19 protein-coding genes are annotated in these 25,137 nt (G+C 64.7%); 2 read left to right on the forward strand and 17 right to left on the reverse strand.

The window, feature by feature from the left end:
- Positions 1–94: 94 nt before the first annotated feature.
- The 5 genes from LAN37_01795 to LAN37_01815 form a co-directional block, all read right to left on the reverse strand.
- Positions 95–1,432, reverse strand: a complete 1,338-nt coding sequence (locus tag LAN37_01795) for a cytochrome C (GenBank protein ID MBZ5645937.1) — start codon at positions 1,430–1,432, stop codon at positions 95–97.
- Positions 1,433–1,515: 83 nt separating this feature from the next.
- The gene (locus LAN37_01800) at positions 1,516–2,922 is read right to left on the reverse strand and encodes an amidase (GenBank protein ID MBZ5645938.1); all 1,407 of its coding nucleotides are present in this window, start codon (positions 2,920–2,922) and stop codon (positions 1,516–1,518) included.
- Positions 2,919–3,272: a hypothetical protein gene (locus tag LAN37_01805; GenBank protein ID MBZ5645939.1), complete on the reverse strand. Its 354-nt coding sequence runs from the start codon at positions 3,270–3,272 to the stop codon at positions 2,919–2,921. The genes LAN37_01800 and LAN37_01805 overlap by 4 nt, the downstream gene beginning before the upstream one ends.
- A 102-nt stretch (positions 3,273–3,374) precedes the next feature.
- Entirely contained in the window at positions 3,375–5,060 is a 1,686-nt protein-coding gene (locus LAN37_01810) for a carboxypeptidase-like regulatory domain-containing protein (protein MBZ5645940.1), read from the reverse strand.
- Between the two features lie 75 nt (positions 5,061–5,135).
- Entirely contained in the window at positions 5,136–6,812 is a 1,677-nt protein-coding gene (locus tag LAN37_01815; GenBank protein ID MBZ5645941.1) for a GWxTD domain-containing protein, read from the reverse strand.
- A 368-nt stretch (positions 6,813–7,180) separates the two neighbouring features.
- Here LAN37_01815 and LAN37_01820 point away from each other — a divergent pair, with 368 nt between their 5' ends.
- Together LAN37_01820 and LAN37_01825 are read left to right on the forward strand one after the other, a co-directional pair.
- Complete coding sequence (locus tag LAN37_01820; protein ID MBZ5645942.1) at positions 7,181–8,551, forward strand: efflux RND transporter periplasmic adaptor subunit; 1,371 nt, start codon at positions 7,181–7,183, stop codon at positions 8,549–8,551.
- Between the two features lie 107 nt (positions 8,552–8,658).
- Positions 8,659–9,336 carry an ABC transporter ATP-binding protein gene (locus tag LAN37_01825; protein ID MBZ5645943.1) on the forward strand — a complete coding sequence of 226 codons (678 nt, stop codon included), beginning with the start codon at positions 8,659–8,661 and terminating at the stop codon, positions 9,334–9,336.
- Positions 9,337–9,469: 133 nt separating this feature from the next.
- On the opposite strand, the gene LAN37_01830 is transcribed toward LAN37_01825, so the two are convergent.
- The 12 genes from LAN37_01830 to LAN37_01885 all read right to left on the reverse strand — a co-directional run bounded on the left by LAN37_01830 (position 9,470) and on the right by LAN37_01885 (position 25,117).
- Positions 9,470–10,678, reverse strand: coding sequence for a penicillin-binding protein (locus LAN37_01830; GenBank protein ID MBZ5645944.1), 1,209 nt, complete (start codon positions 10,676–10,678; stop codon positions 9,470–9,472).
- A gap of 268 nt (positions 10,679–10,946) precedes the next feature.
- Complete coding sequence (locus LAN37_01835) at positions 10,947–12,149, reverse strand: PilZ domain-containing protein (GenBank protein ID MBZ5645945.1); 1,203 nt, start codon at positions 12,147–12,149, stop codon at positions 10,947–10,949.
- A gap of 185 nt (positions 12,150–12,334) precedes the next feature.
- A complete protein-coding gene (ftsZ, locus tag LAN37_01840; GenBank protein ID MBZ5645946.1) occupies positions 12,335–13,582 on the reverse strand; it encodes a cell division protein FtsZ in 1,248 nt (415 codons plus the stop codon).
- An 11-nt stretch (positions 13,583–13,593) separates the two neighbouring features.
- The gene (ftsA, locus tag LAN37_01845) at positions 13,594–14,808 is read right to left on the reverse strand and encodes a cell division protein FtsA (GenBank protein MBZ5645947.1); all 1,215 of its coding nucleotides are present in this window, start codon (positions 14,806–14,808) and stop codon (positions 13,594–13,596) included.
- A gap of 4 nt (positions 14,809–14,812) precedes the next feature.
- Positions 14,813–15,829 (reverse strand): FtsQ-type POTRA domain-containing protein, encoded by a 1,017-nt coding sequence (locus tag LAN37_01850; protein MBZ5645948.1) that lies wholly within the window; start codon positions 15,827–15,829, stop codon positions 14,813–14,815.
- A gap of 103 nt (positions 15,830–15,932) precedes the next feature.
- Positions 15,933–17,351: a UDP-N-acetylmuramate--L-alanine ligase gene (gene murC, locus LAN37_01855; protein MBZ5645949.1), complete on the reverse strand. Its 1,419-nt coding sequence runs from the start codon at positions 17,349–17,351 to the stop codon at positions 15,933–15,935.
- Positions 17,352–17,430: 79 nt separating this feature from the next.
- On the reverse strand, positions 17,431–18,507 hold the full coding sequence (gene murG, locus LAN37_01860) for an undecaprenyldiphospho-muramoylpentapeptide beta-N-acetylglucosaminyltransferase (protein MBZ5645950.1): 1,077 nt from the start codon (positions 18,505–18,507) through the stop codon (positions 17,431–17,433).
- A 1-nt stretch (position 18,508) separates the two neighbouring features.
- Positions 18,509–19,600: a putative lipid II flippase FtsW gene (gene ftsW / locus LAN37_01865; protein ID MBZ5645951.1), complete on the reverse strand. Its 1,092-nt coding sequence runs from the start codon at positions 19,598–19,600 to the stop codon at positions 18,509–18,511.
- The gene (gene murD / locus LAN37_01870) at positions 19,601–20,968 is read right to left on the reverse strand and encodes a UDP-N-acetylmuramoyl-L-alanine--D-glutamate ligase (GenBank protein ID MBZ5645952.1); all 1,368 of its coding nucleotides are present in this window, start codon (positions 20,966–20,968) and stop codon (positions 19,601–19,603) included. It lies immediately after the preceding gene.
- A gap of 36 nt (positions 20,969–21,004) precedes the next feature.
- On the reverse strand, positions 21,005–22,138 hold the full coding sequence (mraY, locus tag LAN37_01875; protein MBZ5645953.1) for a phospho-N-acetylmuramoyl-pentapeptide-transferase: 1,134 nt from the start codon (positions 22,136–22,138) through the stop codon (positions 21,005–21,007).
- 91 nt (positions 22,139–22,229) lie between these two features.
- On the reverse strand, positions 22,230–23,609 hold the full coding sequence (locus LAN37_01880) for a UDP-N-acetylmuramoyl-tripeptide--D-alanyl-D-alanine ligase (protein ID MBZ5645954.1): 1,380 nt from the start codon (positions 23,607–23,609) through the stop codon (positions 22,230–22,232).
- On the reverse strand, positions 23,606–25,117 hold the full coding sequence (locus LAN37_01885; GenBank protein ID MBZ5645955.1) for a UDP-N-acetylmuramoyl-L-alanyl-D-glutamate--2,6-diaminopimelate ligase: 1,512 nt from the start codon (positions 25,115–25,117) through the stop codon (positions 23,606–23,608). The genes LAN37_01880 and LAN37_01885 overlap by 4 nt, the downstream gene beginning before the upstream one ends.
- Positions 25,118–25,137 lie beyond the last annotated feature (20 nt).

The following is a 25,137-nucleotide window of genomic DNA, read 5'->3' on the forward strand; positions in this document are numbered from 1 at the left end:
TGACCTGGTCCGAAGGGACGAGCACGGGGATCGGGCGCCGGGATCGATCCCCTCACCACAAGGGACACAAGGACGCACGAAGGAACATGACGGACTAGTGCGCAACGGGCTTCTTGGCCGGCGCAGGTGGTACGGCCGGCTTTTTCACCGCGCGCGGGGCGGGCGCCCGCACCGCCGGGACAGCGCCCTTGCGCATCTGCTCGGCCAGATCCCTGATCTCGGTGAGGTCGCGGCGCATCTCGCTCCAGCCGTACCAGAGAGCGTAGTCCGGACTTTGGTGGAAGGTGCCCTGGAAGGCTCGCATGCGATGTTCCAGGTGCATGACGAAGAGCTTCTGCTCGATCACGGTGGGGGCGTCGTGGAAGGTCAGCAGGTCGGGGAATGGGTAGGCGTAATTGGCCGGCTTCTTGAGCACGCCGTCCTTGTAGAGCGCCGCGACCGCCCGGATGGCTTCGGCCAAAAGGTGGTCGGCTTCCCGGATCATGTCGTCGCCCTTGGCCAACTGTTGTTTGGCGAAGTTCGAAGAGTGGCACTGGTTACAGGTCTTGAGCGCCTTGTCGCGCTCCTGCTGCCAGTCGTTCTGGTCGAGACGTGCCACTTCGGCGGCCTTCACTACGTCGAGCCGGGCGGTGGGTTTGCCAGCAGGATCGAGCACACCCAGTGCCTGGAGGATGACGGCGCGGTCGGCGGCCCACTGCTTGTCATCGGGCATGGGCAGGCGGACGGCGAGGAAGCCCCAAGCGGTGCGCACACCGTGGTCGCCGTTCTGCATGTGGCAGGTCTGGCAGGTGGGTGCGGCCGAGGTTTCGGGGATGGCCTTGGTCGCGATCAGCGTATGGCGCACGCCGTGCTTGGACGAGGAGTACATCTCCCACTGCGGGTGGTCGAAGCCCATGTGGCAGGTCTGGCAGGCCTCGGGCTGCTTGGCCTCGGCGACGGAGAAAGTGTGGCGCGTGTGGCAGGAGTCGCAGGAGGCGACGCCAAAGCCGCCCGTCGTCTGGCGAAGCTCCTTGATCTCCTGGTCAGTCTTGAGGCCGATCTTGTGACAGCCGCCGCAGCCCTTCATGCCCTCGATGAGCGCCATGGGCTGATAATGGATGGTGGGCATGGCTTTCATCGCGGCCCAGGCAAAGGAGTGCTTGCCCTTGGTGAACTGCGCGAGCTGGCGATCGTGGCAGGCGCCGCAGGTATCGGGGGTGGGGATCTTGACCTGGTCAACGTCCTTGGCGGAGTGGTGCTGGTCGCCGTGACAGACGTCGCAGGTGATGCCGCCTTTGCTGTGCTTCGACAATTCCCAGTCAGAAACGATGTTGGGCGTGACGCCCTTATGGCAGGTCACGCAATCGGAGGGTTTCGCCGCGGCGGGCTGCTGGGCTGAAACGACGATCGGAAGAAAAAGGATGAATGCGACGACGACCGCTCTGTAGCTCATAAGTGTGCTCCTGCGTACAGATTGGTGTTCGTTAAGAGAGACGCCCTGACGGGCGTCTCTACGCCAACGAAATTATACGCGGGTCAGCCGATGGGCGGTCTCTTGCGGTGCCAATCGCTGTGCCGCTGGAAGAGGGTTGCGGCGGCGAGCACTGCGTGTTCGCCAAGTACGGGGCCAACGAACTGGATGCCGACGGGTTTGCCGCCTTCGAAACCGCAGGGGACGCTGATCGCGGGCAGGCCGCACATGTTGCCGATGCCGCCAATGGGATCCGAAAAATCAAGGGCCTCGTCCAGGTTGGCCTCGATGTTGGTGGCGGTGGCAGGCAGCGATGCGGCGGCGAGCACGTCCACCTTCTTGAAAATCTCGCTCATCCTCTTCTGGCAAATGGCGCGGACGCGATTGGAGCGGATGAAGTCGGAAGCGGGGATCTGCTGGGAGACGTAGCCGCCGATCTTCCCTGCCGGGTCGACCAGCTCAGAGACACGCCCGGATTCGATGAGGTCGTGGAAAGCGGCAGCGCCTTCGACGGAAATGATGGTGCCGGCGGCAGCTTCCCAGGGGCCTTCGGGGAGAGCGATGTCCTGAAACTGCGGCCCATTCTTCGCGAGAACCTCTTTCGCGGCGTTCACCGCCGATTCGATGCCGGGCGACACCTTCTTCCACTGGTTGGTGAGCCAGCCGATGCGCAGCGGTTTCTTGCGGTCGAGGGTCGCACGAAACTCGAAGCGCGCCTCGTTCGGTCCGGGCAGAGATCCGGGACCGAGAGGATCGTGTCCGGCGATAGCGGCGAGCACGAGCGCGCAATCCTGCGCCGCACGGCACATGGGGCCGATCTTGTCCATGGAGTATGCCAAGGCCATAGCGCCGTGGCGCGAGACGCGGCCATAGGTTGGACGCAGTCCGGAGACGCCGCAGAAGGCCGAGGGACAGACGATGGATCCCCAGGTTTCGGTGCCGATGGCGAAGGCCGCCTGTGCCGAGGCGACGATGCCGCCGGAGCCGCTGGACGAACCGCAGGTCCAGCAGGTTTCGTCCCAGGGGTTCTTGGCGGGGCCTTGCAGGGAGGCGGAGGCGAAGCGATATCCCATGCCGCCGGCCAATTCGATCATGGCAGCTTTGCCGAGTAGGACGGCGCCGGCCTGGTTCAGCTTCTCGATGATGGTGGCATCGAAGTCGAACTTCTGGTTGGCGTAGGGCTTGGCGCCCCAGGTGGTGGGATAGCCCTTCACCGCCAGCAGATCCTTCGCGGCATAGGGGATGCCGTGCAGCGGGCCGCGATACTTCCCTGCCGCAACCTCCTTGTCGGCGGCCTGCGCCTGCTGGAGAGCGAGATCGCGGGTGAGTGTGGCGTAAGAGTTCAGCTTGGCGCCGAGCTTGGCGCTGCGGTCCAGATATGCCTGAGTGAGTTCGGTGGAGGACAGCTTGCGGGTCTTGATGCGCTCCCCCAGTTCGGCCACGGTAAGATAGAGGACGTCTTCGCCGATCATTGCGCGCTCCTCACCAGGTGCAGAACGGTGGCTGGTTCGTCCGCGTTATCGAGCGGAAAGGCGCGGAGCTTTTCGACGCCCGACATGCCCTCGGTGATGTTCTTGCGGACCTCGGCCTTCTGGTCGTCGGTCAAGCGGTCGCCGTATTTGCGAAGCAGGTTCTGGATGCGGGCTTCGGCCTCGGCCTGGAGTTCGGGCGAGAGCTTGGGCTTCTCGGGAGGCTTCTCCGGCGGCTTGGCGGCCGCCTTTTCCTGCTGTGCGAGCAGATCGTGTGGAAGGACGGCAGCAGTGGCGGCGGCCAGGGCCGCACTGCGGGCAAAATCACGGCGGGAAAACTTGTCTTTGGACATGGCGCGCGAAAGCCTAATGGGAAGCGAGCCGCGGCGTCAACGTTAAGATCTCAACACCAAAGAACACGAAGGCTTTTACGAGGGAACGCAAGGGGAAACCGGCTAGAAGGTGAAGGACAGGCCGCCGCGGATAGAGCGGGCGGACTGGACGAGGTACACCGTCTGGCCGTCCTGGGCGAGGACGGGGATGTAGCCCTGCGCCAGGAGATTGCGGAGGTCAACGATCGCTTCCATGCGTCCCGGCAGGAATGAGGAGGTGGGAAGCGGTTGGCGCAGGAACACGTTCAGGTAGGGGTCGGCCTGACCGGGCGAAGCATTGAACAGATCCACCGGAGTGAGCGCTCCGCCGCTGGTCCACTTGTAGGAGGCGATCCAGCGCGTCTTGTAGCGGGGGATGCCGCCGGCGATCTTGCCGGTGAAAGCATGACGGCGCTCGTTGTGCAGCGATGCCTGGACGCTCTCCCAATCGGCGGCGGAGCGGTCGAGGGCGACCACGCCGCCGAAGGCGTAGTCCACGGTCGCAGTGAGCTCCTGGGCCAGTTTGCGCGAGTACACCACGCGGACGCCGTTGGTAGAGAGCGTGCCGCCGTTGTAGGTGAAGGTGCCGGAGTAGACGTCGGGCAGAAAGTCGCTAGACGCCGCGGTCACGTCCCCCACGCCCACCAGCGCGGCGTTGCTGATCTGGTCGGAGTACAACGCGACCTGGAAGTTGTTGCCAGCGAGCCGATGCGAGAGCGATAGCTCGTGGTGGTGAGCGCGCTCCAGCGCGGGCTGCGACTCGGCCAGCGACATGCGCGGCCCGGACTCGCTGAGGTCGGCGGGCGCGGTGTCGAATCCCTTGGCCCCGCGCATATCCGGCTCCGAAGTGGCGTAGCGGTACTGCACGATGGTGCCGGACGTCACATGGACGGCCACGGAGCCGAAGGGTCGGAAGCCGGAGACGCGTTGCCCGAACTGGACAGTCTGGAGTTCGCCGCCATAGTTCAGCTCTACGACGTCTGCCAGAGTGATGCCGTCGGTGGCGCTGAGCGCCAGGGCCTCGAGGGCGCCGTCCGCGATGGTGTTGCCGGGGGAGCCGAAGCGACGGACGGTAAGGGCGAACTCGGGGTGCAAGCCGTTGGAGAAACGGTGGCTGTATGCGGCGCGCACCACGCCAGCGGGGCCGTTGCCGTATCCCAGGTTGCCGTCGAAGGAGAGTGTGCCGGAAGAAAAGATCGACTGCTGGACGCTAAAAGCGGTGCCCATGGCGGGAGCGGCGCCGAAGCCTTCCGCCTCCGACCCGGCGAGAAAGACGACCTGGCCCTTGAGACGGCGGTCGTCGCTCTTCTGCTCGCTGACCAGCACGGGCGGTCCGTCGTCCAGCACGCGCAGGATGGGCCGGTTGGCGGATGAACGCAGGGTCCACTTCCAGTCGTCGTCGTCCTCGGAGACACGAGGCCGGGCGGGCAGGAACTGGGCCGCCTCGAACAACGTGTTGAGCGTGAGGTTGATGATGAGGTGGGCGCCGGGAGCGACGCTCACATTCTCGCGCATGGAGGGCAGGAATGCGGGCGCGGTGACGCGCACGTCATAGGTGCCGGGCGCAAGGTCGGCGGCGGAGAAATGTCCCTTCGCGTCAGTGAAGACGACCCGGGCGGATGGACCGGCCGCGATCTCGACGGCGGCGCCCATCTGGGGCGAGCCGGTGGAGGTGCGCACGAAGCCGGAGATCGTGGCGGGCTTGCCGCCGGCACACGCAGGCAAGGAGATCGCCAAGAGCAATGCGACGAGTCCGAGCTTGCGAGCCATCCTAGCTACCTCCTCCCCGCCCTGTCACCCCCATGGCATGGCGGAGACCCCAATCCGATTCCGGCGTTGCCGGGCTTACTCGACAATGAACCTGGCCGTGGGAGTGACCGTCTGCTTCGAGACATTGTCGCTCACCTTGATGGTGATCTGGTACAGACCGGGCTCCACTTTGTCCAGGGGCAGGCTCTTAAGCAGGGTGATCTGGTCGCCGACGTTGCCCATGGTTTCGGTGGATTCGACCTGCTTGACCACTTCTTTCTTGGTCGAAGTGTTCACAATGTCGTACTCGATGGTGGCCGAGGGTTTCTTTTTCTGCTCGTCGATGCCGAGATTATAGATCTGCATCCAGAAGTTGACCTTCTGGCCGGCGATCCGCTTGAAGGTGGCGGGCTTGCCATCGGCGCCATCCACGCGCGGGCGCACCCTGGTGGTGCCGATCACGAAGTTGCCGGAGCCCACGTTGCGGGATGGCACGGGCTCCATCTGATCGGCCACGATGAGGGTCGAGTTGGCCAGCTTGTCATCGCCGAAGTCGGGGACGCGGATGCCGCGGCTCCACGTACCCACGCGGTCGCCGTTGACGTCCTTCAGAACGATGTCCACCCGGTAGAGATTGGGACGCAGCGGCAGCGCCTTCCAGTACACCGAGGAATTCTCGATGGTCTTGGGAAGCAGCTCGGCGGGCACGTCCACGCGGACCGTGTCCTCAAAGGTCTGGGCGATGCGGCCCGTGAGGGTGGTGACCCGGCCGAAGATGTTCACCACTCCGCGCTGCACGCCGTCTTTGTTGACGAAGGTGACGTCCTTGTTCTTCACCTGGATAGTGATCGGCACCAGCACGGTGTCGGAGGTCACCTTCACGAAATCGGCGCGCACTTCGAAGGGCAGCAGGTTGACGCTGATCTTGTGAGTGACGACCTCTTCCAGGTCTTTGAACTTGACCGTGGGCGGCCGGCTGAGCTTGGCGAATGTCTCCAGGCGGTCAAACTGCTTGCTTTGCAGATTCTGGTTGAACGGCGAGGCGCCCAGGCTCTCCAGCCCGCCGCCGGTGAAGCGATCGGCCTTGTTTGCCATGCCCATCTGTTCATACAAGGTCAGGCCGGCGTTGGGGACGTGGAGGAGCGCGTCCTTTTTGGAGCGGTCGAGGGTCATCTGGTACTCGCCGCTCATGCTCGGGTCCACGAATTCGATCTCGATGTTCTGCCCGATGCCCTCCAGGTAACGATAGGTCCAGACCTCGAACGGAAAGGTCGAAGTGCTGCCGCCACCCTCTTCCATGGGGCGCTGGTAGAAGCCGCCGGAGGGATGAGTCTCGATGTTGTCGGCCGGGCCATACATGATGTACATGCGGCCGCGGTCGGACTTCCAGCCGGGAATGCCCGAGGCAAAGTGCTCGTTGGCGTAGGTGATGCGGCGGTAGTGTTCTTCCTTGTACTCGTTCTCGACGGTGTCCGGAGTGGGATCGCGGCGGAGCCAGAACTGTTCGATGAACTGGTCCCGCTCCTCGTCGTTGGAGAGTTGCTTGAAGGCGGTGCGCTCCTCGTCGGTGATGATCCAGGCGACGTCCTGGTTCAGCCATTTCTTGTAAGTGCCTTCGAGCTCCTGCTTGAGCTTTTTCTCCTGCTGCTTCTTCTGCTCGGGGGTAGGAGGACGCTTCAGCGGGTCGACCTGCTGATCGGACTGGGAGGTAGCGGCCTTGCCTTGGGATGAAGAGGTTGCCGGTGGTTTCGAGGCGTCCTGAGCCAGCGCCATCCCGGGCGCCAAGATGCCTGCTAAAAGGACGGAAATCGAACGCCCAACAAACCTCAAGAAAGACACCTCGGGGAGAGTCTGGATGCCAATTCTAGGTTCTTGAGGGATGGAAAGCAAGGCGCGGGGGCGCGTCCGATGCGGCTGAAAACGGCTCACAAACCCTTGTGACATAACGGACTGGGGCCCGTCTATAGGGGGAGGAACGGGTGCGCCGGCGCGCTCCAGCCGATATAATCGGGAAGGAATAGACGCCCCCAGATTTCGCCGATGCGGGTCGGTTGGGAGGGAACTTTTCCGACGGCGCGAACGTTAGTACATTACAGAGCGGGCCCTCGCTCGCACCGCGGCTTTGTATGTATAGAGGAACGATGAAGAACTGGAAGAAGATCGCAATCATCGCCGGCATCGTCTTGCTGGTCCTGATCGTCGCCGGCGCCATCTACTCGCGAACCCAGGCGGGGGTGGTGACGGTACAGACGGGCAAGGTCATCCACGAGGACCTGGCCAGCATCGTGACGGCCTCGGGGGAGATCAAACCCCTGACCTACGTCAACATCGGCGCCAACGCCTTCGGCAAGATCACGAACCTCTATGTGCAGGAAGGCGAACGGGTCAAGAAGGGCCAGATGCTGGCGCAGATCGAGAACGTGCAGCCGGAGGCGAACGTCGCCGGCATGAAGGCAGGGCTGGAGGCGACGGCGGGGGACGCGACTGCGGCCGATGCGGCCTATAACACGGCAGTGGCCGACCTGGCCCGCGCCAAGGCCGATGCGGAGCGAGCCAAACTGGACTACGAGCGTGCCGACGGGCTGTACAAGGACCGGTTGATCGCCAAGGCGGACTACGACCTGAAGAAGGCAACGTGGGAGATGGCAGCGTCCGGACTTTCGCAGGCACAGGCGCGGATCGTGCAGACCAAAGCGCAGCGCGATGCGGCCCACGTGCGCATCAGCCAGGCACGGGCTCAGCTGACCTCGGCCTCCGACGTCCTGAGCAAGACCATCTACACCGCCCCCTACGACGGTCTCATCACCAACCTGCCGGTGCGCCAGGGCGAGACGGTCGTGATCGGCATCCAGAACGCGCCGGGCAGCACGCTGATGACGCTGGCGGACACGTCGGTGATCACAGCCGAAGTGAAAGTTGACGAAACCGACATCGTGAACGTGAAACTGAATCAGCCGGCAGAGGTGACGATCGACGCCATGCCGGGCAAGACGTTCAAGGGGCATGTGACCCAGATCGGCGACAATGCGATCGTGCGCTCCACCGGGGTGGCGACGACGCAGACCACGACCGGCAGCCAGGAGGCCAAAGACTTCAAGGTGGTGGTGACCCTGGATGATCCGCCCCCGAACCTGCGCCCCGGCCTGTCCACGACCGCCAAGATCACGACGGCGACGAAGTCAAATGTGGTGGTGATCCCCATCCAGGCGCTGACCATCCGGCAGAAGGCCGACCTCGAGGCCAAGGACAAGAGAGAATCGGTGCAGGCCGCCAGCCCGACGCCGAAGAAGGACAAGGAAGAGATCCAGGGCGTGTTCGTGGTGCGCAACAAGAAGGCCGAGTTCGTGAAGGTGGACACGGGCATCACGGGCGTGACCGAGATCGAGGTCCTGAACGGCCTGAAGGACGGCGACGAGATCGTCACCGGGAGTTACAAGGTGCTGCGCACGCTCAAGAACGGAGCGAGCGTCAAGGTGGACAACACCGTAAAGGCCCAGGAAAAAGAGTCGTAAGGCAGCGCGCCTTACAGGACGAGGAACAGGTGGACGAGGAGAAGCGGATGGCGACAGAAGTCTTGAATCAGAGCGATACCGGGCTGCAACCCCCGCCGGACCACTGCATGATCTGCACCGAAGACCTCTGGAAGACGTACGACATGGGCTCGGAGCAGGTGCACGCGCTGCGCGGCGTGGACCTGAAGATCGAACGCAACGAGTACGTCGCCATCATGGGGCCATCGGGATCCGGCAAGTCGACGCTGATGAACCTGATCGGCTGCCTGGACACGCCCACCCAGGGCAAGTACTGGCTGAACGGCAGCCTGGTCAGCGACATGGATGACGACGAGCTGGCCCGCATCCGCAACAAGGAGATCGGATTCGTCTTCCAGACCTTCAACCTGCTGGCGCGGGCCACGGCGCTGCACAACGTGGAGCTGCCGCTGATCTACAACGGCACGCCGTCGCACGAGCGCATCGAGAGAGCGAAGCAGGCGCTGCGCCTAGTAGACCTGGAAGACCGCATGATGCACAAGCCGAACGAGCTCTCGGGGGGCCAGCGGCAGCGCGTGGCCGTCGCGCGGGCGCTGGTGAATAGTCCCTCCATCATCCTGGCCGACGAGCCGACCGGGAACTTGGACTCGAAGACCGGCAACGAGATCATGGCGCTGTTCGACCGCCTGCACCAGCAGGGCAACACCATCGTGCTGGTCACTCACGAACACGACATCGCCGAGTACGCGCACCGCATCATCCACATCAAGGACGGGAAGATCGCGGGGGACGAGAGGAAGAAGTAGTTTTCAGTCGTCAGTTGTCAGTTGTCAGAGAGGCCGCGGGGACGCGGCCTTTTGTTGCGCCGGAAATATGAAGGCCTCCGCTGGCGGAGGCCTTAGTCATTGAGGAGACGCCCTGACGGGCGTTTCTACGGAATCATTGCGTCGAGCCGGCCGACTGCGCGGGAGTGCGATTGGAGGACGTTGCCTTGGTTTCGGTGAAGAAGCTGTGGTCGTAGAGATTGCGGTACATGCGGCCGGCGATCTCGGCGGCCTTGGGGCCGTAGGTGGGACGCCCGCCTTGCAGGAAAACCACGGTGACGATGCGGCCGTGCTGAGTGTTGGAGTAGCTGGCGAACCAGCCGAAGCGTGTGCCGTCCTTGGAGCAGGTGCCGGTCTTGCCCAGGATCTCTTCCTCGCTGAAGTTGTAGCGGACGCTGCGCGCGGTGCCGTACTCGACGGCGCCGGCCATGCCGTCGGCGATCTCAGGAACCAGCGGCGCGATGTCGAGCTGCCGCTTCAGCTTGGGCTGGAAGCCAGCCACCTCCGCGGGAGAGTTCGGGTGCTGGAGGTAGTAGAGCGAGCCGCCGTTGGCGATGGCTGAAACCAGCGCGCCCAGTTGCAGCGGCGTGATGGAGATGCTGTCGCCGTAGGAGCACATCTTGCCCACCCCGCCGAGCCTGGCGTCGAGCACTTCTGTGGGATAGACGCCAAGGTGTTCGCCCTCGATGTTCCATCCAGCCATTTCGCCCAGGCCGTAAAGCTGGGCGTAGTGGTGCACCTTGTCGAAGCCAAGGCGGCGCCCTACGTTCTCAAAGTACGCGTTGTTGGAGTGCGCGAGGGCCTCGGTCAGATTCATGCGCACGCGGCGGCCAAGGCGGATCTCGGTGTCCTTGTCGATGACGTGCTCGCTCAGGGCGGCCAAGGCGACGGCCAACTTGATGGTGGAGCAGGGTTGGGCGCCTTCGGAGAGCGCCAGCTTCTGGTTGACCATGGCCAGAACGCGTCCGCTGGTGGGGTCGATGGCCACAACCGTGCCATTCATGTTGCCCAGGGCCTCGGTCGCAGCCTGGCGCACCACCGGGTCTTCGCCCGCGATGACGTCGCCCGCGGTCACGTCGTCGACGTAGGAGCTGGTGTAAAAGCGCTCGTAGTAGCGACGCCGACGGCTCTTGCGGCTGTGCTTCAGCCGGGTCATTTTCGTGCTGGCCTTCGGATTCTCGGCGATGGACGAGGTAGAAGAACCAGAAGAGCGGGACTTCGAATTAGCGGCGCTGTCGGTGGAACTCGCGGCAAGGGCGGCGGCGCACCACATCATCGCCGCGACCAGTACCAGAACGACCCGAATCGATAGAATTTTTTTCATTACTCCCTATGCCCTAGTTCGACCCCATAACCTGCTGCGTACCCCACGCCCGACAGACACCCCGCCCACATCTTGCGAGCAAAGGGATCTGTCCCGGAGAGAATGGCAGAGCTTTCGCGATAGTAAGAGAGCAGCACACGCGAGTTCAACGGAAAAGTGCACACTTGTTTCAAGAAAAATGGCCGTAAGCGATGGATGCAGCGGCTCGGCTCAGAGTTGCGGGAAGAGTGGACAGTGGTCAGTGGTTTGGAGAATCAGCCACCGGCCACTATCGGATGGGACTGATGGTGATGGGCCCCATGGAAACACGCTCGCCGACCACCGACGATCCTCTCTCCTGAACCTGTTCGTGGACCTCCCCGAGCCTCTGGCGCAAAGCGGCGAGCAACAGACCCACGGCGTTGGCCACGCGCTGGCGCCGGGTCAGCGGCTCGAGTTCGCCTTCCTTCACCCCCAGGCGTGCCACTTGCGTGCCCGGGGTGCCGTGGGAATCGAGCATGAAAATGTAGTGGTACGCCAGCCAGAACAGGCAGGGGACCAGCAGGCCGATGGGGAGGGCCAGCTTGGACTGCGGGACGCTGGAGGAGAATTCGAAGACCAGCACGCCGAACAGCACCGTGGCAGCGAGAACGATCACGCCGTCCACGCAGGTGCCGAAGATGCGCTCCGCGGTGTTCTCGGCGGCAAGAGAGAGCAACGCGGGATGGTCATCCGAGCCCAGCGTGCTGGGCGCCACGTGGATGCTGGCGGCGAAGTCGCGTGGCGTATCCGCGTCCCGGTACCGGCTGGGCATGGCGATGCGCGAGGGGGCGACGGTGTTGACGAAGATCCAGTCCTTCAGCGCGCTCGAGCACTGCTCGGGAACGTCCACGAAGCGGATGCCGGCGCGGCCGGAGGCGTCGGCCCAGGTGATCTCGCCGCTGACCTGCAGGCGCTTTTTGGTGCCGGGCAGATCGAAGCGAAGTTGCAACACCTTGCTGGCTTCCACCGGCGCAAGCGCCTGGATGGCCATGCCACCCTCGCTCAGGTCGAGGATGATGGCCTGCTCGGAAAGAGAATTCATCTCGACGAACGCCAGGGTCTGTACCTGCACACGGACAGAACGGCGTCCCATGCGGAAGATCAGCCCCTTCATGGCGCGGATGGTGCGCGCCACCGGTTCCGGAGCCATCGGCTTGCAGAGGACAAAGTTGGCGCCATTATCGAGCGCACCCTGCATGGCGGCCAGGTTCTCAACCAGCGCCAGGCTGATGGCGTTCTTGTTGTCGCCGGTCAGGCGCACATAGCGCAGCAGGTCGGAGGCGTCGGCGACCTGGCAGTCCACGATGACCGCCTCATATCTTTCGTGCACCAGGCGGTCGAGTGCCTGGTCGCGATCGTGGCAGAGCTCAACCGTTACTTCAAGGTCGCCCAGCACGTCGCTGAGGACATAGATGGATTCCGATTCCTCGCAGAGGAGTAAGGCCCGCATTTCCATAGCACAGGCGATGCTAGCGCCCAGATTATGGCAGTAACATTGACCAGGTTGATTCCGGGGGTAACCTTTGAGGTTCCTGCAAGTCTCGGCGAAGAAGATTCGACCGCAGAGACCGCAGAGGTCGCAGAGAGTCAAATCCACTTCTCACTGCGTTCTCAGCGTTCTCTGCGGTTCAATCCTCAGTGGTGCTCGCCGCGCTTGCGGATGAAGGCGGGCACGTCCAGATCGTCCTGCTCCACGCTTCCCTTCACCGAATCCTTCACCGCATCGAGCGACGGTGTCTCGCGGTGCGGGATGTTGGCCTGGGTACGCTCGGTGGCGCGCGCGGGGGGCGGAGCGATGGGCGGAGGCGGGGCCACCGGCCGCGGCCCGGCGGGGACGAAGGACGACTGCTGGCGCGCCTGCGCGATGGCGGCCTGCGCCGCCGTCACTTTCTCCCGCTTGGGCAGGTGGTCGGTCTTGAAGCCGGTGGCGATGACCGTGATCTTGACCTCGTCCTTCATCTTCTCGTCGTGCACCGCGCCGAAAATGATGTTGGCGTCCTCGTGGGCGGCGCTCTGGATGATGGTGGAGGCCTCGTTCACCTCGGCCAGCTTCAGCGAGCTGGAGCCGGTGATGTTGATGAGCAGGCCGCGGGCGCCGTCGATGGCGCCGGCCTCGAGCAGCGGCGAGGCGATGGCGCGGTTGGCCGCCTCGATGGCGCGCCGCTCGCCCCTGGCCTGCGCGGTGCCCATGACGGCGTAGCCCATCCCTTGCATGATCGCCTTCACGTCGGCGAAGTCACGGTTGATGATGCCGGGAATGGTGATGATGTCGGAAATGCCCTGCACCGCCTGGCGCAGGATGTCGTCGGCCACGCGGAACGATTCGAAGAAGCCCGCGTTCTGGGCCACGGCGAGCAGCTTCTCGTTGGGGATGACGATGGTGGTGTCCACGGAGTCGATCAGGTCGGCGAGACCGCGCTCCGCCTGGGTCATGCGGCGCTTGCCCTCGAAGGCGAACGGCTTGGTGACCACCGCGACGGTGAGTGCGCCCATCTCGCTGGCCAGCGAGGCGATGATGGGAGCGGCGCCAGTGCCGGTGCCGCCGCCGAGTCCGGTGGTGACGAAGACCATGTCCGCGCCCTCGAGCGCCTCGATGATCTTGTCGGCATCCTCGAGCGCGGCCTTGCGTCCGATCTCCGGGTTGGCGCCGGCGCCCAGCCCGTTGGTCAGTTTCACGCCGAGCTGGATCTTGATGGGCGCGCGCGACAGTTGCAGCGCCTGAAGATCGGTGTTGGCGGTCAGGAACTCGACGCCCTCGAGATGGGCGTCGATCATGCGATTGACGGCGTTGCCGCCGCCGCCACCCACGCCGATGACCTTGATCTTGGCGTTGTTGCGCGGGTCTTCGCCGAACTCGATGCGGATATCGCTCTTGTCAGTCATTCCCCACTCCGTCAGGCTCGCTTCGCGAAAAGCGCTTTCAACTTCGAGGTGAAGCTATTGTCTTGTGTGCCGCGGGCCAGCCGGGCACGGTTTCCGTAAAAGATCATTCCGATGGAACAGGCGAACTCGGGCTCGGCCAGCTGCGAGGGCATCTTGGAGATGGGCAGCGGGACGGCCTTGCGCCCGGGCCGGCGCAGGACGTCCTCGGCGACCTCGAGCAGGGCGTTGAGGCGAGAGCCGCCGCCGGTGAGCGCGATCCCCGCGCTGCAGAGGTCGAGCACGCCGGCATGGCGCAGGTTGTCGCGCAGCATCTCGAACAGCTCGCGGGCCCGCGGCTCGATGATCTCGGAGAGGAAGCGCTGCGGCATCAGACGCGAGGGCCGGTCGCCGACCGCAGTGACCTCGATCTCGTTCTGTTCGGGCACCTTGCTGACCACGGCGCAGCCGAACAGCTTCTTGATCTTCTCGGCGTCGGAAAGCGGGGTGCGCAAGCCGACGGCGACGTCGCTGGTGAAGTGGTCGCCGCCGATGGGCACTACGCCGGTGTGCACGACGGCGCCCTCGTGGAAGACGATGATGTCGGTGGAGCCCGCGCCGATGTCGGCCAAGCAGACGCCCAGCTCGCGCTCGTCGGCCTTGAGGCAGGCGTCCGCAGCGGCGAGCGGTTCGAAGACGGTGTCGTCCACGTGGATGCCGGCGCGGTTCAGCGAAGTGATGATGTTCTGCGCGGCGGTGGAGGCCGCGGTCACCACGTGCACCTGGACCTCGAGCTTGGAGCCGAGCATGCCCGCGGGATCGCGGATGGAGCCCTGCTCGTCGAGGATGAACTGTTGCGGCAGCAGGTGCAGGATCTCGCGGTCGGGGGGCAGGGTGATGGAGCGGGCGCGCTCGACGGCGGAGCGGATGTCGTCGCGGGTGATCTCGCGAGAGCGCCCTACATTGATGCCGCCGCGGCTATTGACGCCGCGCACGTGGGCGCCGGCCACGCCGACCAACGCCCGCTCCACCGCCACCCCGGCGGATTGCTCGGCTTCTTCGACGGCCTTCTGCACGGACACCACGGCCTTCTCCAGGTCGACGATGACGCCCTTGCGCGAGCCGCGCGATTCGTAGATGCCGTGGCCGCGGTAGCGCGGCCCGGAATCGGTGAGTTCGGCCACCAGCGCGCAGGTCTTGGCGCTGCCCACGTCAATTGCCGTCAACAGGTTCTGCTGGTCCTTGCTCATGGCCCTAATGCCTGGTCCCCCGTGCCCGGGTGGCCGCCGGCGGTGCGGGCGCCTGGGCCGCGGGCACGGCTTTCGTGTCCGGGTTGACGATGATCTGGCCCTCGTAGCGCAGGTCCACGGAGTCCAGTTTCTGGCCGGGCACCTGCTGCCGCCACTCGGCGACGTGCGCGATGAAGGTCTTGTAACGGCGCAGGAACTCGGAGGACCCCATGTGGATGAGCACCGCGCCTGCGGCTTCGGGCACGATGATCTTCACGTCCTCGGGATCGGAGAGGTCCACCTCGCTGAGCGCCGACGAATAATTGCCGCCCTCGGAGTCGAGGTCGCGCACCAGGGCGGAGTATATCTTCATGCGCGCGGCGCGGGTGGAAAGTGGCTCGGATTCCTGCATGCCGGTGATGACCGGGAACGAGTAGTGCGTCTGCCGGGTGGCCGGCATGTCCATCACGACACCGGAAGCGTCGATGAGAGAAACTCGTGAGCCGATCTGGACGAAAGCGACGGGCGTGCGCTCCTTGATCTCGATGCGCAGGCGGTCGGGCAGCAGGCGCATGACGCTGGCCGACTCCACCCAGGCGATGTCCTCGAGCTGCTTCTTGCGCTCGAACAGCGGAACGAAGAAGACGTTGCGGCCGATGTCCGATCCCATGACCTCGAGCACCTGCGCGCGAGTGACGTTGTGGGTGCCGCGGATCTCAAGGTTGCTGCTGGACTCGAGGCGGAAGCGCCAGGAGTGTGCGCCATAGCGGTAGAGCACAGTAGCGACGGCGCCCACGACGGCGGCCGCGAGCAGGACGATGGCGGCGATCTTGACCCGCCGCGCCGTCCTGCGCGGCAGCGGCCCACGGCGCACCGGCACCCGCTTCTGGCCGCGCAGGAATGGAGACTCTTCTTCGTTCTCGAGGTCGATCAGGCGGGCATCGGTTTCTTCGATTTCGTCAACGGCGTCGCGCACCGCTCCGGCTGGAGGCCGGGGCAGCCGTTCGTCTTCTCGCGTGAACTGACCGTTATCGCGCGCCATTCCCGACTTTGGAGGGAAACATCGCCGTGGCAGCAACTATAACTGCTTTCGTTGCAATTTGAGACAGGGATTTTTGGGTGGTCTGTGGATATTTCGCAGCCGGTCAGCCGCCAGCAGGTTTTGTCGCAACGCGGAGATCACGCGCGGCGAGCTTCTCCAGAATCTGTTGCGCGAGTTGGGAGACGTTGCCGGCACCAAGGGTGAGCACCATGTCGCCGTCCTGAGCGACCGCAGCGACAGCCGTTGCCGCGTCGGCGAACGAAGCAACATACATGGCGCTGGGGTTGCCGAACTCCGCGATGTGGCGGGCAAGACGCTCGCCGGAGACGCCAGCGATCGGCGCCTCGCTGGCGGCGTAGATGTCGAGCACGAAGACCGAGTCGGCGTCTCGGAAGGCAGTACCGAACTCGTCCATCAGCAAGTGGGTGCGGGTGTAGCGGTGGGGCTGGAAGACGACATGGACGCGCTTGTATCCGCACTGGCGCGCGGCGGCCAGCGTAGCCCGGATCTCCGTGGGATGGTGGCCGTAGTCGTCGACGACGGCGACGCCGGCGGCTTGTCCCTTGAGCTGGAACCGGCGATCCACGCCGCGGAAGCTGGAGAGCGCGCTGCGGATGTGTCCGGGCGAGACGTCGAGGCCGATGCCCACGGCGATGGCCGCGCCCGCGTTGAGCACGTTGTGCGTGCCGGGAACGTGAAGGTGGAATTCTCCGAGATCGGCGCCACGGTAAACGGCGCGAAACTGGCTCAAGGGGCGGTCGGCGCCCAGCCCGGTCTCGACCGACGCGATGTGCAGATCGGAATCGGGGAGCGTGCCGTAGGTCACGATGCGGCGCTGCACGCGCGGAATCAGGCCGCGGAGACGCGCGTCGTCGTTGCAGAGCACGACCATGCCGTAAAAGGGCACGCGGTCCATGAACTCGATGAAGGAGCGCTCCACGTCGTCCATGTCGCGGTAGCAGTCCATGTGCTCGCGATCGATGTTGGTGACGACCGAAAGGATTGGGGAGAGCTTGAGGAACGAGCGGTCGCTCTCGTCGGCTTCGGCGACCAGGTAGTGGGACTTGCCCAGGCGCGCATTGGAGCCCATGGCGTCCACGCGGCCGCCCACGACCACGGTCGGATCGAGGCCGCCCGCCGCGAGCACGGCCGCGACCATGGACGTGGTGGTGGTCTTGCCGTGCATGCCGGCAATGGCGATGCCGTACTTCAGGCGCATCAGCTCGGCCAGCATCTCGGCGCGCTGGATGACCGGGACGTGGTGGCGGCGGGCCTCGGCGACCTCGGGATTGTCCCCGGCGATGGCTGAACTGGTGACCACGACCTCGGCACCGAGCACGTTCTCGGCACGGTGTCCTTCGAAGATGGTAGCGCCCAGCTTCTCGAGGCGGTCCGTAAGGCCGGAGCGCTTCAGATCAGAGCCGGAAACCTTGTAGCCGAGGGTGAGCAGGACCTCGGCAATGCCGCTCATGCCGATGCCGCCGATGCCGACGAAATGGACGCGTTGGAGTTTGGCGAACATCAGTACTCGATACTCGGTACTCAGTACTCAGTTGAGTAAAGAAGATAGCCTAACACTGTCGCGTACCGGGCGTAGCAGGTCACGCTGTGGCGGCGGACCAGCCGGCGAGGCGGGCGGCGAGGGCGGCGATCTCGCGGGTGGCGTTGGGATGAGCGAGAGTGCGCGCGGCCTGGGACATGCGGGCCAGGCGCGCCGGATCATTCAGCAACGAGGCCACGGTGTCCGTCAGCTTCTCGGGCGTGAGCTCTGGTTCAGGCAGAAGAACCGCGGCCGCAGCGCGTTCCAGCGCTTCGGCATTGCGGCGCTGGTGGTCGTCGGCGGCGTGTGGAAAGGGGGCGAAGATGGCCGGCTTCCCTGCCGCGGTGATCTCGGCAACGGTGCTGGCGCCGGAACGGCAGAGCAGCAGGTCGGCGCGGCGGAAGGCCTCGGGCATCTGCTCAATGAAGGGAAATATCTCGGCCGACACGCCCGCCTCGAGGTACACGCGCTGCGCTTCCTGGAAGTCGCGCTCGCCGGTCTGGTGGACGATGTGCAGTCCGGGGACGCGTTGGTAGAGCGCGGGAAGAGCCTCCTTGAGCGCTCGGTTGATGGCGGTGGCGCCTTGCGATCCGCCGAAGACCAGCAGCGTCGGACTGCCGCCCTGCTTCGCCGGAATGTCGAAGAAGGCGCGGCGCACAGGCACGCCGGTGACGTGGCAGTTGCGGAAGTAGCTGCAGGTCTCCTCGAAATGCACGGCCGCGGCCGAGACCATGGGAGCGATAACACGATTCGCGAATCCCGGTACGACATTGGGCTCGAAGGCGAGCGTGGGGCGGCCGCTGAACGCAGCCGCGAGCATCCCCGGGCCGCTGGCGTATCCGCCAACGCCGATCACCACATCCGGCCGGAACTCGCTCAGGATCATCCACGAGCGCACGATGGCCCGGGGCAGAGCCAGCAGGGTGCTGAGGCGCGTTGCCAGGCCCACATTCTTCAGCGCGCCAACCTCTATCTGTTCCAGCACGTATCCGGCCTGGGGCACGAGCCGGGTCTCGATGCCGCGCGCCGTGCCGATGAACAGAACCTCGGCGTGGTAGCGCTCGCGCAGCTCGTGAGCAATGGCCAGCGCGGGGATGACGTGCCCGCCCGTTCCTCCTCCGGCGATCACGGCGCGCATGTCAGTCCGTCTGCTGCGTAATGTTGAGGAGCACGCCGACGCAGGCCAGCGTCACGAACAGCGACGATCCGCCGTAGGAGATGAAGGGCAGCGGGATGCCCTTGGTGGGCATCAGGCCGAGGACCACGCTGACGTTGAAGAACGCCTGGGCCACGATCATGGTTGTAATACCGGTGGCCAGGAACTTGGCGAAGAGATCGTCGGTGGCGAGCGCCGTGCGCATGCCGCGGTAGAGGAAGACGCCGAACAGGCTCACGATCACCAGCGATCCGATTAGCCCGAGTTCTTCCGCAGTGACGGCGAAGATGAAGTCGGTATGCGGCTCGGGAAGATAAAAGAGCTTCTGCTTCCCTTCCATCAGGCCGAGGCCGCTGACGCCGCCGGTGCCCACCGCGATCAGCGACTGGATCATGTGGAAGCCGCGCCCCTGCGGGTCGGCATACGGATTGAGGAAGGCGAGAATGCGGTCGTACCGCCACTTCACACGGAATACCAGGAAATACAGCGGGAGCAGCGAGGCCGCGACAGCGTAGGCGAAGTAGCGCAAGCGCATCCCAGCGACGAACAGCACCACCGCGGCGATGCCCAGGCAGACGATGGTCGTGCCCAAGTCAGGCTGCCGGACGACGAGGACTGCCAGCACCAGGGGTGGGATGACGGCGGGCAGCAGCGTGTTGCGCCAGTCGTCGATGGCCTTTGTCCGGCTCTCCAGGAAGTACGCGAGGAACAGGATGATGGCGGGTTTCGCCAGCTCCGAAGGCTGGAACGAGAACATGCCCAAACGGATCCAGCGGTGCGTGTTGTGCGAACGGTCGAGGAAGAAGACAGCTACCAAGAGCAGCATCGTGACACTCAACAACGAGAAGACCACCGCCGGATGCTTGAAGCGGCGGTAGTCCACATTCATCGCGCCCCACATCACGAGCATGCCGGCGACCGCCCAGGCGAACTGGCGCAATAAGAAGGTGTAGGCGGAGCCGTAGCGCTCATTGGCCATCACCGCGGAGGCGCTGAAGACCATCACCAGACCGATAAAGACCAGCACCAGCGTGACCGCGAACAACGTCTTGTCCACGCTGACGCGCTTGGCCATCTAGGCGGCTCCTTTGGCGGCCAGCGCCTGGACCAAGTCCTTGAAGACCTTGCCACGATGCTCGTAGCTGGTGAACTGGTCAAAGCTGGCGCAGGCGGGCGCGAGCAGGACGATGTCGCCGGCGGCGGCGTGCTGCGAAGCCTGCTTGACGGCGCTCTCAATCGTCTCGGCGTGTACGATCTCGGCGGCGCCGGTGATCTGCTGCTCGATCTTCCCAGCCGCTGCGCCGATGGTGTATACGCGCTTCACCCGCTCCCTCAGCAGCGGGTTGAGCACCGAGTAGTCGCTGCCCTTGTCCTTGCCACCCAGAATGATGTGGATGTTGGCGGGAAACGATTCCAGCGCCTTGATGGTGGCGTCGACGTTGGTGGCCTTGGAGTCGTTGTAGAACTCGACACCGCGGATGGTAGCCACGTATTCCAGCCGGTGCTCGACCGCTTTGAACTCCTGCACCGCTTTGCGGATGCGGCCGGGCTCGCATCCGACGATGCGCCCGACGCAGACGCTCGCCAGGACGTTCTCCACGTTATGCGTACCCTTCAGCGAAATGTCGGCGACCGCCATGACCTCCTGCTCGCCGCTGTCGGCATCGCGGTAGAAGATCTTGCTGCCTCGAACGAAGGCGCCTTCCGTAACTTCTTTCTTGCGGCTGAACCAAAGAACCTTGGCCTTGGTGCGGCCGCCCAGCTTCGCGCATTCGGGGTCGTCGGCATTGAGGACTGCATGGTCGCTCGGGGTCTGGTTCTCGAAGATACGCACCTTGGCGGAGATGTAGGCTTCCATCGTGTGATGGCGGTCGAGGTGGTCGGGCGTGATGTTCAGGACGACCGCGATCTGGGGATGAAATGTCTCGATGGTCTCTAGCTGAAAGCTGGAGATCTCGAGCACGTTGTAGGTATCCGACGTGGCTTCCGGCACCAGGGAGATCACGGGCGTGCCGATGTTGCCGCCGACCAGCGTCTCGTAGCCGCCCCAGGAGATGACCTCGCCGATCAGCGCGGTGGTCGTCGTTTTTCCATTCGAACCGGTGATGGCGATGATGTGCCCGGGCAGGAAGCGCGAGGCCAGCTCGACCTCGCCCATGATGGCGATGCCCGCCGCCCGTGCCTGCACCAGGTGCGGCTCGTCGCTGGGAACGCCCGGGCTGACCACGATCAGGTCCTGGTCGCGGAAGGTGCGCTCGCCGTGCCCCCCGGCCTCGACCGCGATCCCCTTATCCAGAAGCTGCGGAATTGCCTCGCGCAGCTGCTCCTCGGTTTTGGCGTCGGAGACAGTGACTCGCGCGCCTCTCTCTTTCAGGAAGAGCGCGGAGCTCACGCCCGATTTACCCAGCCCGACCACCAGGACCCGTTTTCCCTTAACGTCCATACTCGTCCATCCGCATTGTGCCACGCGCGCGCGCGGCTAGCGCAACTTCAGCGTGGTCAGAGCAAAAAGTGCAAACACCAGCGAGGCGATCCAGAAGCGCACGATGATCTTCGATTCCGACCAGCCCAGCAGCTCGAAATGGTGGTGCAGCGGGGCCATCTTGAAGACGCGCTTCTTGCGCGTCTTGTAGGAGACCACCTGGATGATGACCGAGAGCGCCTCGATCACGAAGATGCCTCCGATGAAGGGCAGCAGCAGCTCTTGCTTGATGATGACCGCGACCGTGCCGATGGCGCCGCCCAGCGCCAGAGAACCTACGTCGCCCATGAAGATCTCGGCCGGATGCGCGTTGTACCAGAGGAATCCGATGGCCGCGCCCACCATCGCGCCGCAGAATATCGTGAGTTCCGCGACCTGGGGCATCCGTTGAAGCTCAAGATAGGAGGCAAACGCGGCGTGTCCGCTGACGTACGTGAGCACGGCCAGAGCGCCGGCAGCGATGACGGTGCAGCCGATGGCCAGGCCGTCTAATCCGTCGGTCAGGTTGACCGCATTGCTCGAACCGACGATGACGATGACCACAAAGCCGATGAAGGGCAGGAAGGCGATGGGCCAGAGATAGGGATTGTGGAGGAGCGCGCTGATCACCAGGTCCGGGCGGTAGGTCTTGAAGAACGGGACGATCAGGTGCGTCGAGTAGTTCCCTCGTGCCTGCAGCAACACCAGCACGACCGCGATAATGGTGCTCAATAGTATCTGGAGCATCAGCTTGGAGCGCCCGGTAAGTCCCAGGTTGCGATGGTGGACGACCTTCAAGTAATCATCGGCGAAGCCGATGGAGCCAAAGGCTATGGTCGCGATCACCGCGACCCACACGAAGGGATTGCTCAGGTCGGCCCAGAGCATGGTCGGCACCACGATGGCGATGCAGATGAGCACGCCGCCCATGGTCGGAGTTCCCGCCTTCTTCTGATGCGCCTTGGGGCCTTCCTCGCGGATGTACTGGCCGATCTGGAACTCGCGGAGCTGGCGGATGACGGAGGGTCCGACGATGAGCGCCATGAACAACGCGGTCAGGCTGCCGAAAGCGGTGCGGAAGGTAAGGTAACGGAAAAGGCGGAACGGTCCGAAGTGCGGTTGAAGTACCTGGTACAGCAGCCAATAGAGCAAATCGTTTCTCCGCCTCTGCCCGCAGGGGCTCTCGCCCAAGTGTTACATGGATAGGGGGCCGCCGCCCATGCCATCCCGTGTTCCCGGTCTATTACTTCGCGTCTGCGAGGCGCGATCGCCAGGCATCCAACGCGCGCTCCAGCTTGACGCCGCGCGAAGCCTTGAGCAGGATCGCGTCGCCGCGCTGCGTCTCGCGCGCCAGCCACTCGCCCGCCTGTTCGGGCGACTCCAGGAATTCGGCGCGGAGCCCGGCTTGTTTCGCTGCGGCGACGATCTCAGTCGCCAATCCACGCACTCCGACCACGACGTCGATTTTCTGCTCCGCCATGTAGGCGCCCGTGCGGCGGTGCAGTTCGGGGGACGTGGGTCCGAGTTCCAGCATCTCGCCGGCAACCACGATGCGCCGCTTGGCGGGCATGCTTGCCAGCACGTCCACCATGGCGTTCATCGCCTTCGGGTTGGCATTGTAACAATCGTTGATGACGGTAGCGCCGCCCAGTTCGAGCAGTTGCCCGCGCTTATCCTGCGCCTGGAGCGTGGCCAGCGCCGCCGCAGCTTCCGAGGGCTTGATGCCGCGTTCCAGCGCCGCCGCGATGGCCGCCAGCGCATTGTAGACATTGTGCTTGCCGACGAGCGGGAGCGAGGCGCGCTCGCGCACGCTGCCGACCACGATGTCGAAGACCGACCCTTCCGCGCCGCGGTGCAAGATGTTCTCGGCTCGCACGTCGGCCGTCGCACCCAGACCGAAGGTCACGACCTTGCCGTGGAAATCGCGGCCGAACTGCGAGACATATTCGTCGTCGCAGTTGAGGACCGCCGTGCCGCCGGCGTGAAGGCTTTCGATCAGCTCGTACTTGGCGCGCGCAATGGCCGCCACCGAATCGAAAAACTCCAGGTGCACGGGCGCCACGTTGGTGACCACGCCGACATCGTGCGCGGCGATCCTGGCCAGCGCGGTGATCTCGCCCGCGTGGTTCATGCCTAGTTCGATGACCGCGATGTCGTGGGCCGGCTCGAGCTTCAGCAGTGTGAGCGGCAGGCCGAAGTGATTGTTCAGATTGCCCTCGGTCTTGAGCACGCGGTACTGCAGGGCCAGCAGGTGCGCGATGGCTTCCTTGGTAGTGGTCTTGCCGGTCGAACCGGTCAGCCCGACCACGGTCTTGCCCCACATACGGCGCACGGCCGCCCCCAGCGCCTGAAGCGCCGAGAGAGTGTCGTCCACGACCAGCAGGCCAGTCTTCACCGTGTAGCGCGGGGCGTGTTCTTTGCCGATGATTGCGCCGATGGCGCCCGTGGCCAGCGCCCGCTCGACAAAGTCGTGCCCGTCGAGGCGCTCGCCTTTCACGGCAAAGAAGAGGTCGCCCGGTTGCACGGTGCGCGAGTCGATGGAATAGCCGGCCGCGACGGCGCTGCGGTCGAACTCGCCGACCGCGTGTGTGAACTCGGCGACGCGCGCCAGGGGCAGCTTCATGTGTTGCCGTCCCTGGCCGCGCCCACAGCGGCGTAGCCGGCGGCGCGAAGCGCTTCGCGCGCGACTTCAACGTCGTCGAACGGGGCGGCGCCATCGCGCGTGACCTGGACCTTCTCATGGCCCTTGCCCGCGACGAGAACGATGTCGCCGGCTTTCGCATCACCGACGGCGAGTGCGATGGCTTTGCGGCGGTCCGGCTCGACCGTGTAGCTGGTCCCGGTGCGCTGGAGACCCACCACCGCGTCCTGGATGATGGTGAGCGGGTCCTCGCTGCGCGGGTTGTCGGAGGTAACGATCACGAGATCGCTGCCCTTGCCCGCCGCCTCGCCCATGAGCGGCCGCTTGGTGCGGTCGCGGTCACCGCCACAGCCGAAGACGGTGATCACCCGCCCGCGGCGCCCGCGTCCGCCGACGAACTCGCGCGCCAGCGCGGTGAGATTGCGCAGTGCGTCGTCGGTATGCGCGTAGTCCACCACTAGCGAGAACGGCTGCCCGGCATTGACCCGCTCGAAACGCCCGGGCACGCGCTCCAGGGCCTCGACACCTTTTGCAATCTGTTCCGAGGAGCAGCCGCGCGCGGTAGCGGCGGCCGCCGCGGCCAGGATGTTGAAGACGTTCACCCGCCCGATCAGTGGCGAGAACACGGGGATGGTGGTCGTGCCGGTGACGATATCGAAGCGCGTGCCGCTGCTGCTGATGTCTACGCCCGCCGCGTGGAAGTCACCACCTTCCAAGCCATACGTGACAGTCTCGGCCGACCTGCTGGCCTTCGCCAGGCGCTTTCCGTATTCGTCCTCGAGATTCAGCACGCTGACGCGCGGAGGCTCGGTGCCGCAGCCCTGGAAAAGAACGCTTTTCGCGGCGAAGTAATCGTCCATGTGGCGATGGAAGTCGAGGTGGTCGCGCGTGAGGTTGGTGAACACGGCGACATCGTACGGGATGCCGAAGACACGCTGCTGTGCCAGGGCGTGCGAAGAGACCTCCATGGCGGTTTCGGTGACGCCGAGCCCCGCCGCCTTGGCAAAGAGCTGGTTGAGTTCGAGCGATTCCGGCGTGGTATGCGGCGCCGCTAGCACCTCTCCGGCGACGTGGTACTCGATGGTCCCCACCAGCGCGCACTGGCGTCCGGCAGCGCGAAAGATCGATTCCACGAGCAAAGCGACGGTGGTTTTACCGTTGGTGCCGGTCACGCCCGTGATGGCCAGCTTCTGCGCAGGGTTTCGATAGAGGTTGGCGCTGAGGCGGCCCATGGCACGCCGGCCATGGGAGATCTTCGCCCAGGCGACCTTCTCGCGCGGCTTTTCTTCCTTTGAGTCCGTGACCACGGCGACTGCGCCGGCAGCGATCGCTTTGTCGATGTAGCGATTCCCGTCGGTGGTCTCGCCGTGCATGGCCAGGAATACGTCCCCGGGACGAATGCGCCGGGAATCGTATTGCAAGCCGCTGACGGCCGGATTGCCTTGCTGAAAGAGCACGTCCGCTCCGTCCAGCAGTTCGAGGAAGGTCATTGGTGTCGATTATATAAAGC

The organism is Terriglobia bacterium, assembly GCA_020073495.1.
Classification (GTDB): Bacteria; Acidobacteriota; Terriglobia; order Terriglobales; family Acidobacteriaceae; genus JAIQFD01.

Bases quoted from the DNA above. Each gene is read 5' to 3' on its own strand.
- LAN37_01810 (MBZ5645940.1), bottom strand. From the start codon at position 5,060: ATGGCTCGCAAGCTCGGACTCGTCGCATTGCTCTTGGCGATCTCCTTG.
- LAN37_01820 (MBZ5645942.1), top strand. From the start codon at position 7,181: ATGAAGAACTGGAAGAAGATCGCAATCATCGCCGGCATCGTCTTGCTG.
- ftsW (MBZ5645951.1), bottom strand. From the start codon at position 19,600: ATGGCCAAGCGCGTCAGCGTGGACAAGACGTTGTTCGCGGTCACGCTG.
- LAN37_01880 (MBZ5645954.1), bottom strand. From the start codon at position 23,609: ATGAAGCTGCCCCTGGCGCGCGTCGCCGAGTTCACACACGCGGTCGGC.
- LAN37_01800 (MBZ5645938.1), bottom strand. From the start codon at position 2,922: ATGATCGGCGAAGACGTCCTCTATCTTACCGTGGCCGAACTGGGGGAG.
- murD (MBZ5645952.1), bottom strand. From the start codon at position 20,968: ATGGACGTTAAGGGAAAACGGGTCCTGGTGGTCGGGCTGGGTAAATCG.
- LAN37_01830 (MBZ5645944.1), bottom strand. From the start codon at position 10,678: ATGAAAAAAATTCTATCGATTCGGGTCGTTCTGGTACTGGTCGCGGCG.
- ftsZ (MBZ5645946.1), bottom strand. From the start codon at position 13,582: ATGACTGACAAGAGCGATATCCGCATCGAGTTCGGCGAAGACCCGCGC.
- LAN37_01825 (MBZ5645943.1), top strand. From the start codon at position 8,659: ATGATCTGCACCGAAGACCTCTGGAAGACGTACGACATGGGCTCGGAG.
- LAN37_01805 (MBZ5645939.1), bottom strand. From the start codon at position 3,272: ATGTCCAAAGACAAGTTTTCCCGCCGTGATTTTGCCCGCAGTGCGGCC.
- LAN37_01835 (MBZ5645945.1), bottom strand. From the start codon at position 12,149: ATGCGGGCCTTACTCCTCTGCGAGGAATCGGAATCCATCTATGTCCTC.
- LAN37_01850 (MBZ5645948.1), bottom strand. From the start codon at position 15,829: ATGGCGCGCGATAACGGTCAGTTCACGCGAGAAGACGAACGGCTGCCC.
- ftsA (MBZ5645947.1), bottom strand. From the start codon at position 14,808: ATGAGCAAGGACCAGCAGAACCTGTTGACGGCAATTGACGTGGGCAGC.
- LAN37_01815 (MBZ5645941.1), bottom strand. From the start codon at position 6,812: ATGGCGCTGGCTCAGGACGCCTCGAAACCACCGGCAACCTCTTCATCC.
- murG (MBZ5645950.1), bottom strand. From the start codon at position 18,507: ATGCGCGCCGTGATCGCCGGAGGAGGAACGGGCGGGCACGTCATCCCC.
- LAN37_01795 (MBZ5645937.1), bottom strand. From the start codon at position 1,432: ATGAGCTACAGAGCGGTCGTCGTCGCATTCATCCTTTTTCTTCCGATC.
- LAN37_01885 (MBZ5645955.1), bottom strand. From the start codon at position 25,117: ATGACCTTCCTCGAACTGCTGGACGGAGCGGACGTGCTCTTTCAGCAA.
- murC (MBZ5645949.1), bottom strand. From the start codon at position 17,351: ATGTTCGCCAAACTCCAACGCGTCCATTTCGTCGGCATCGGCGGCATC.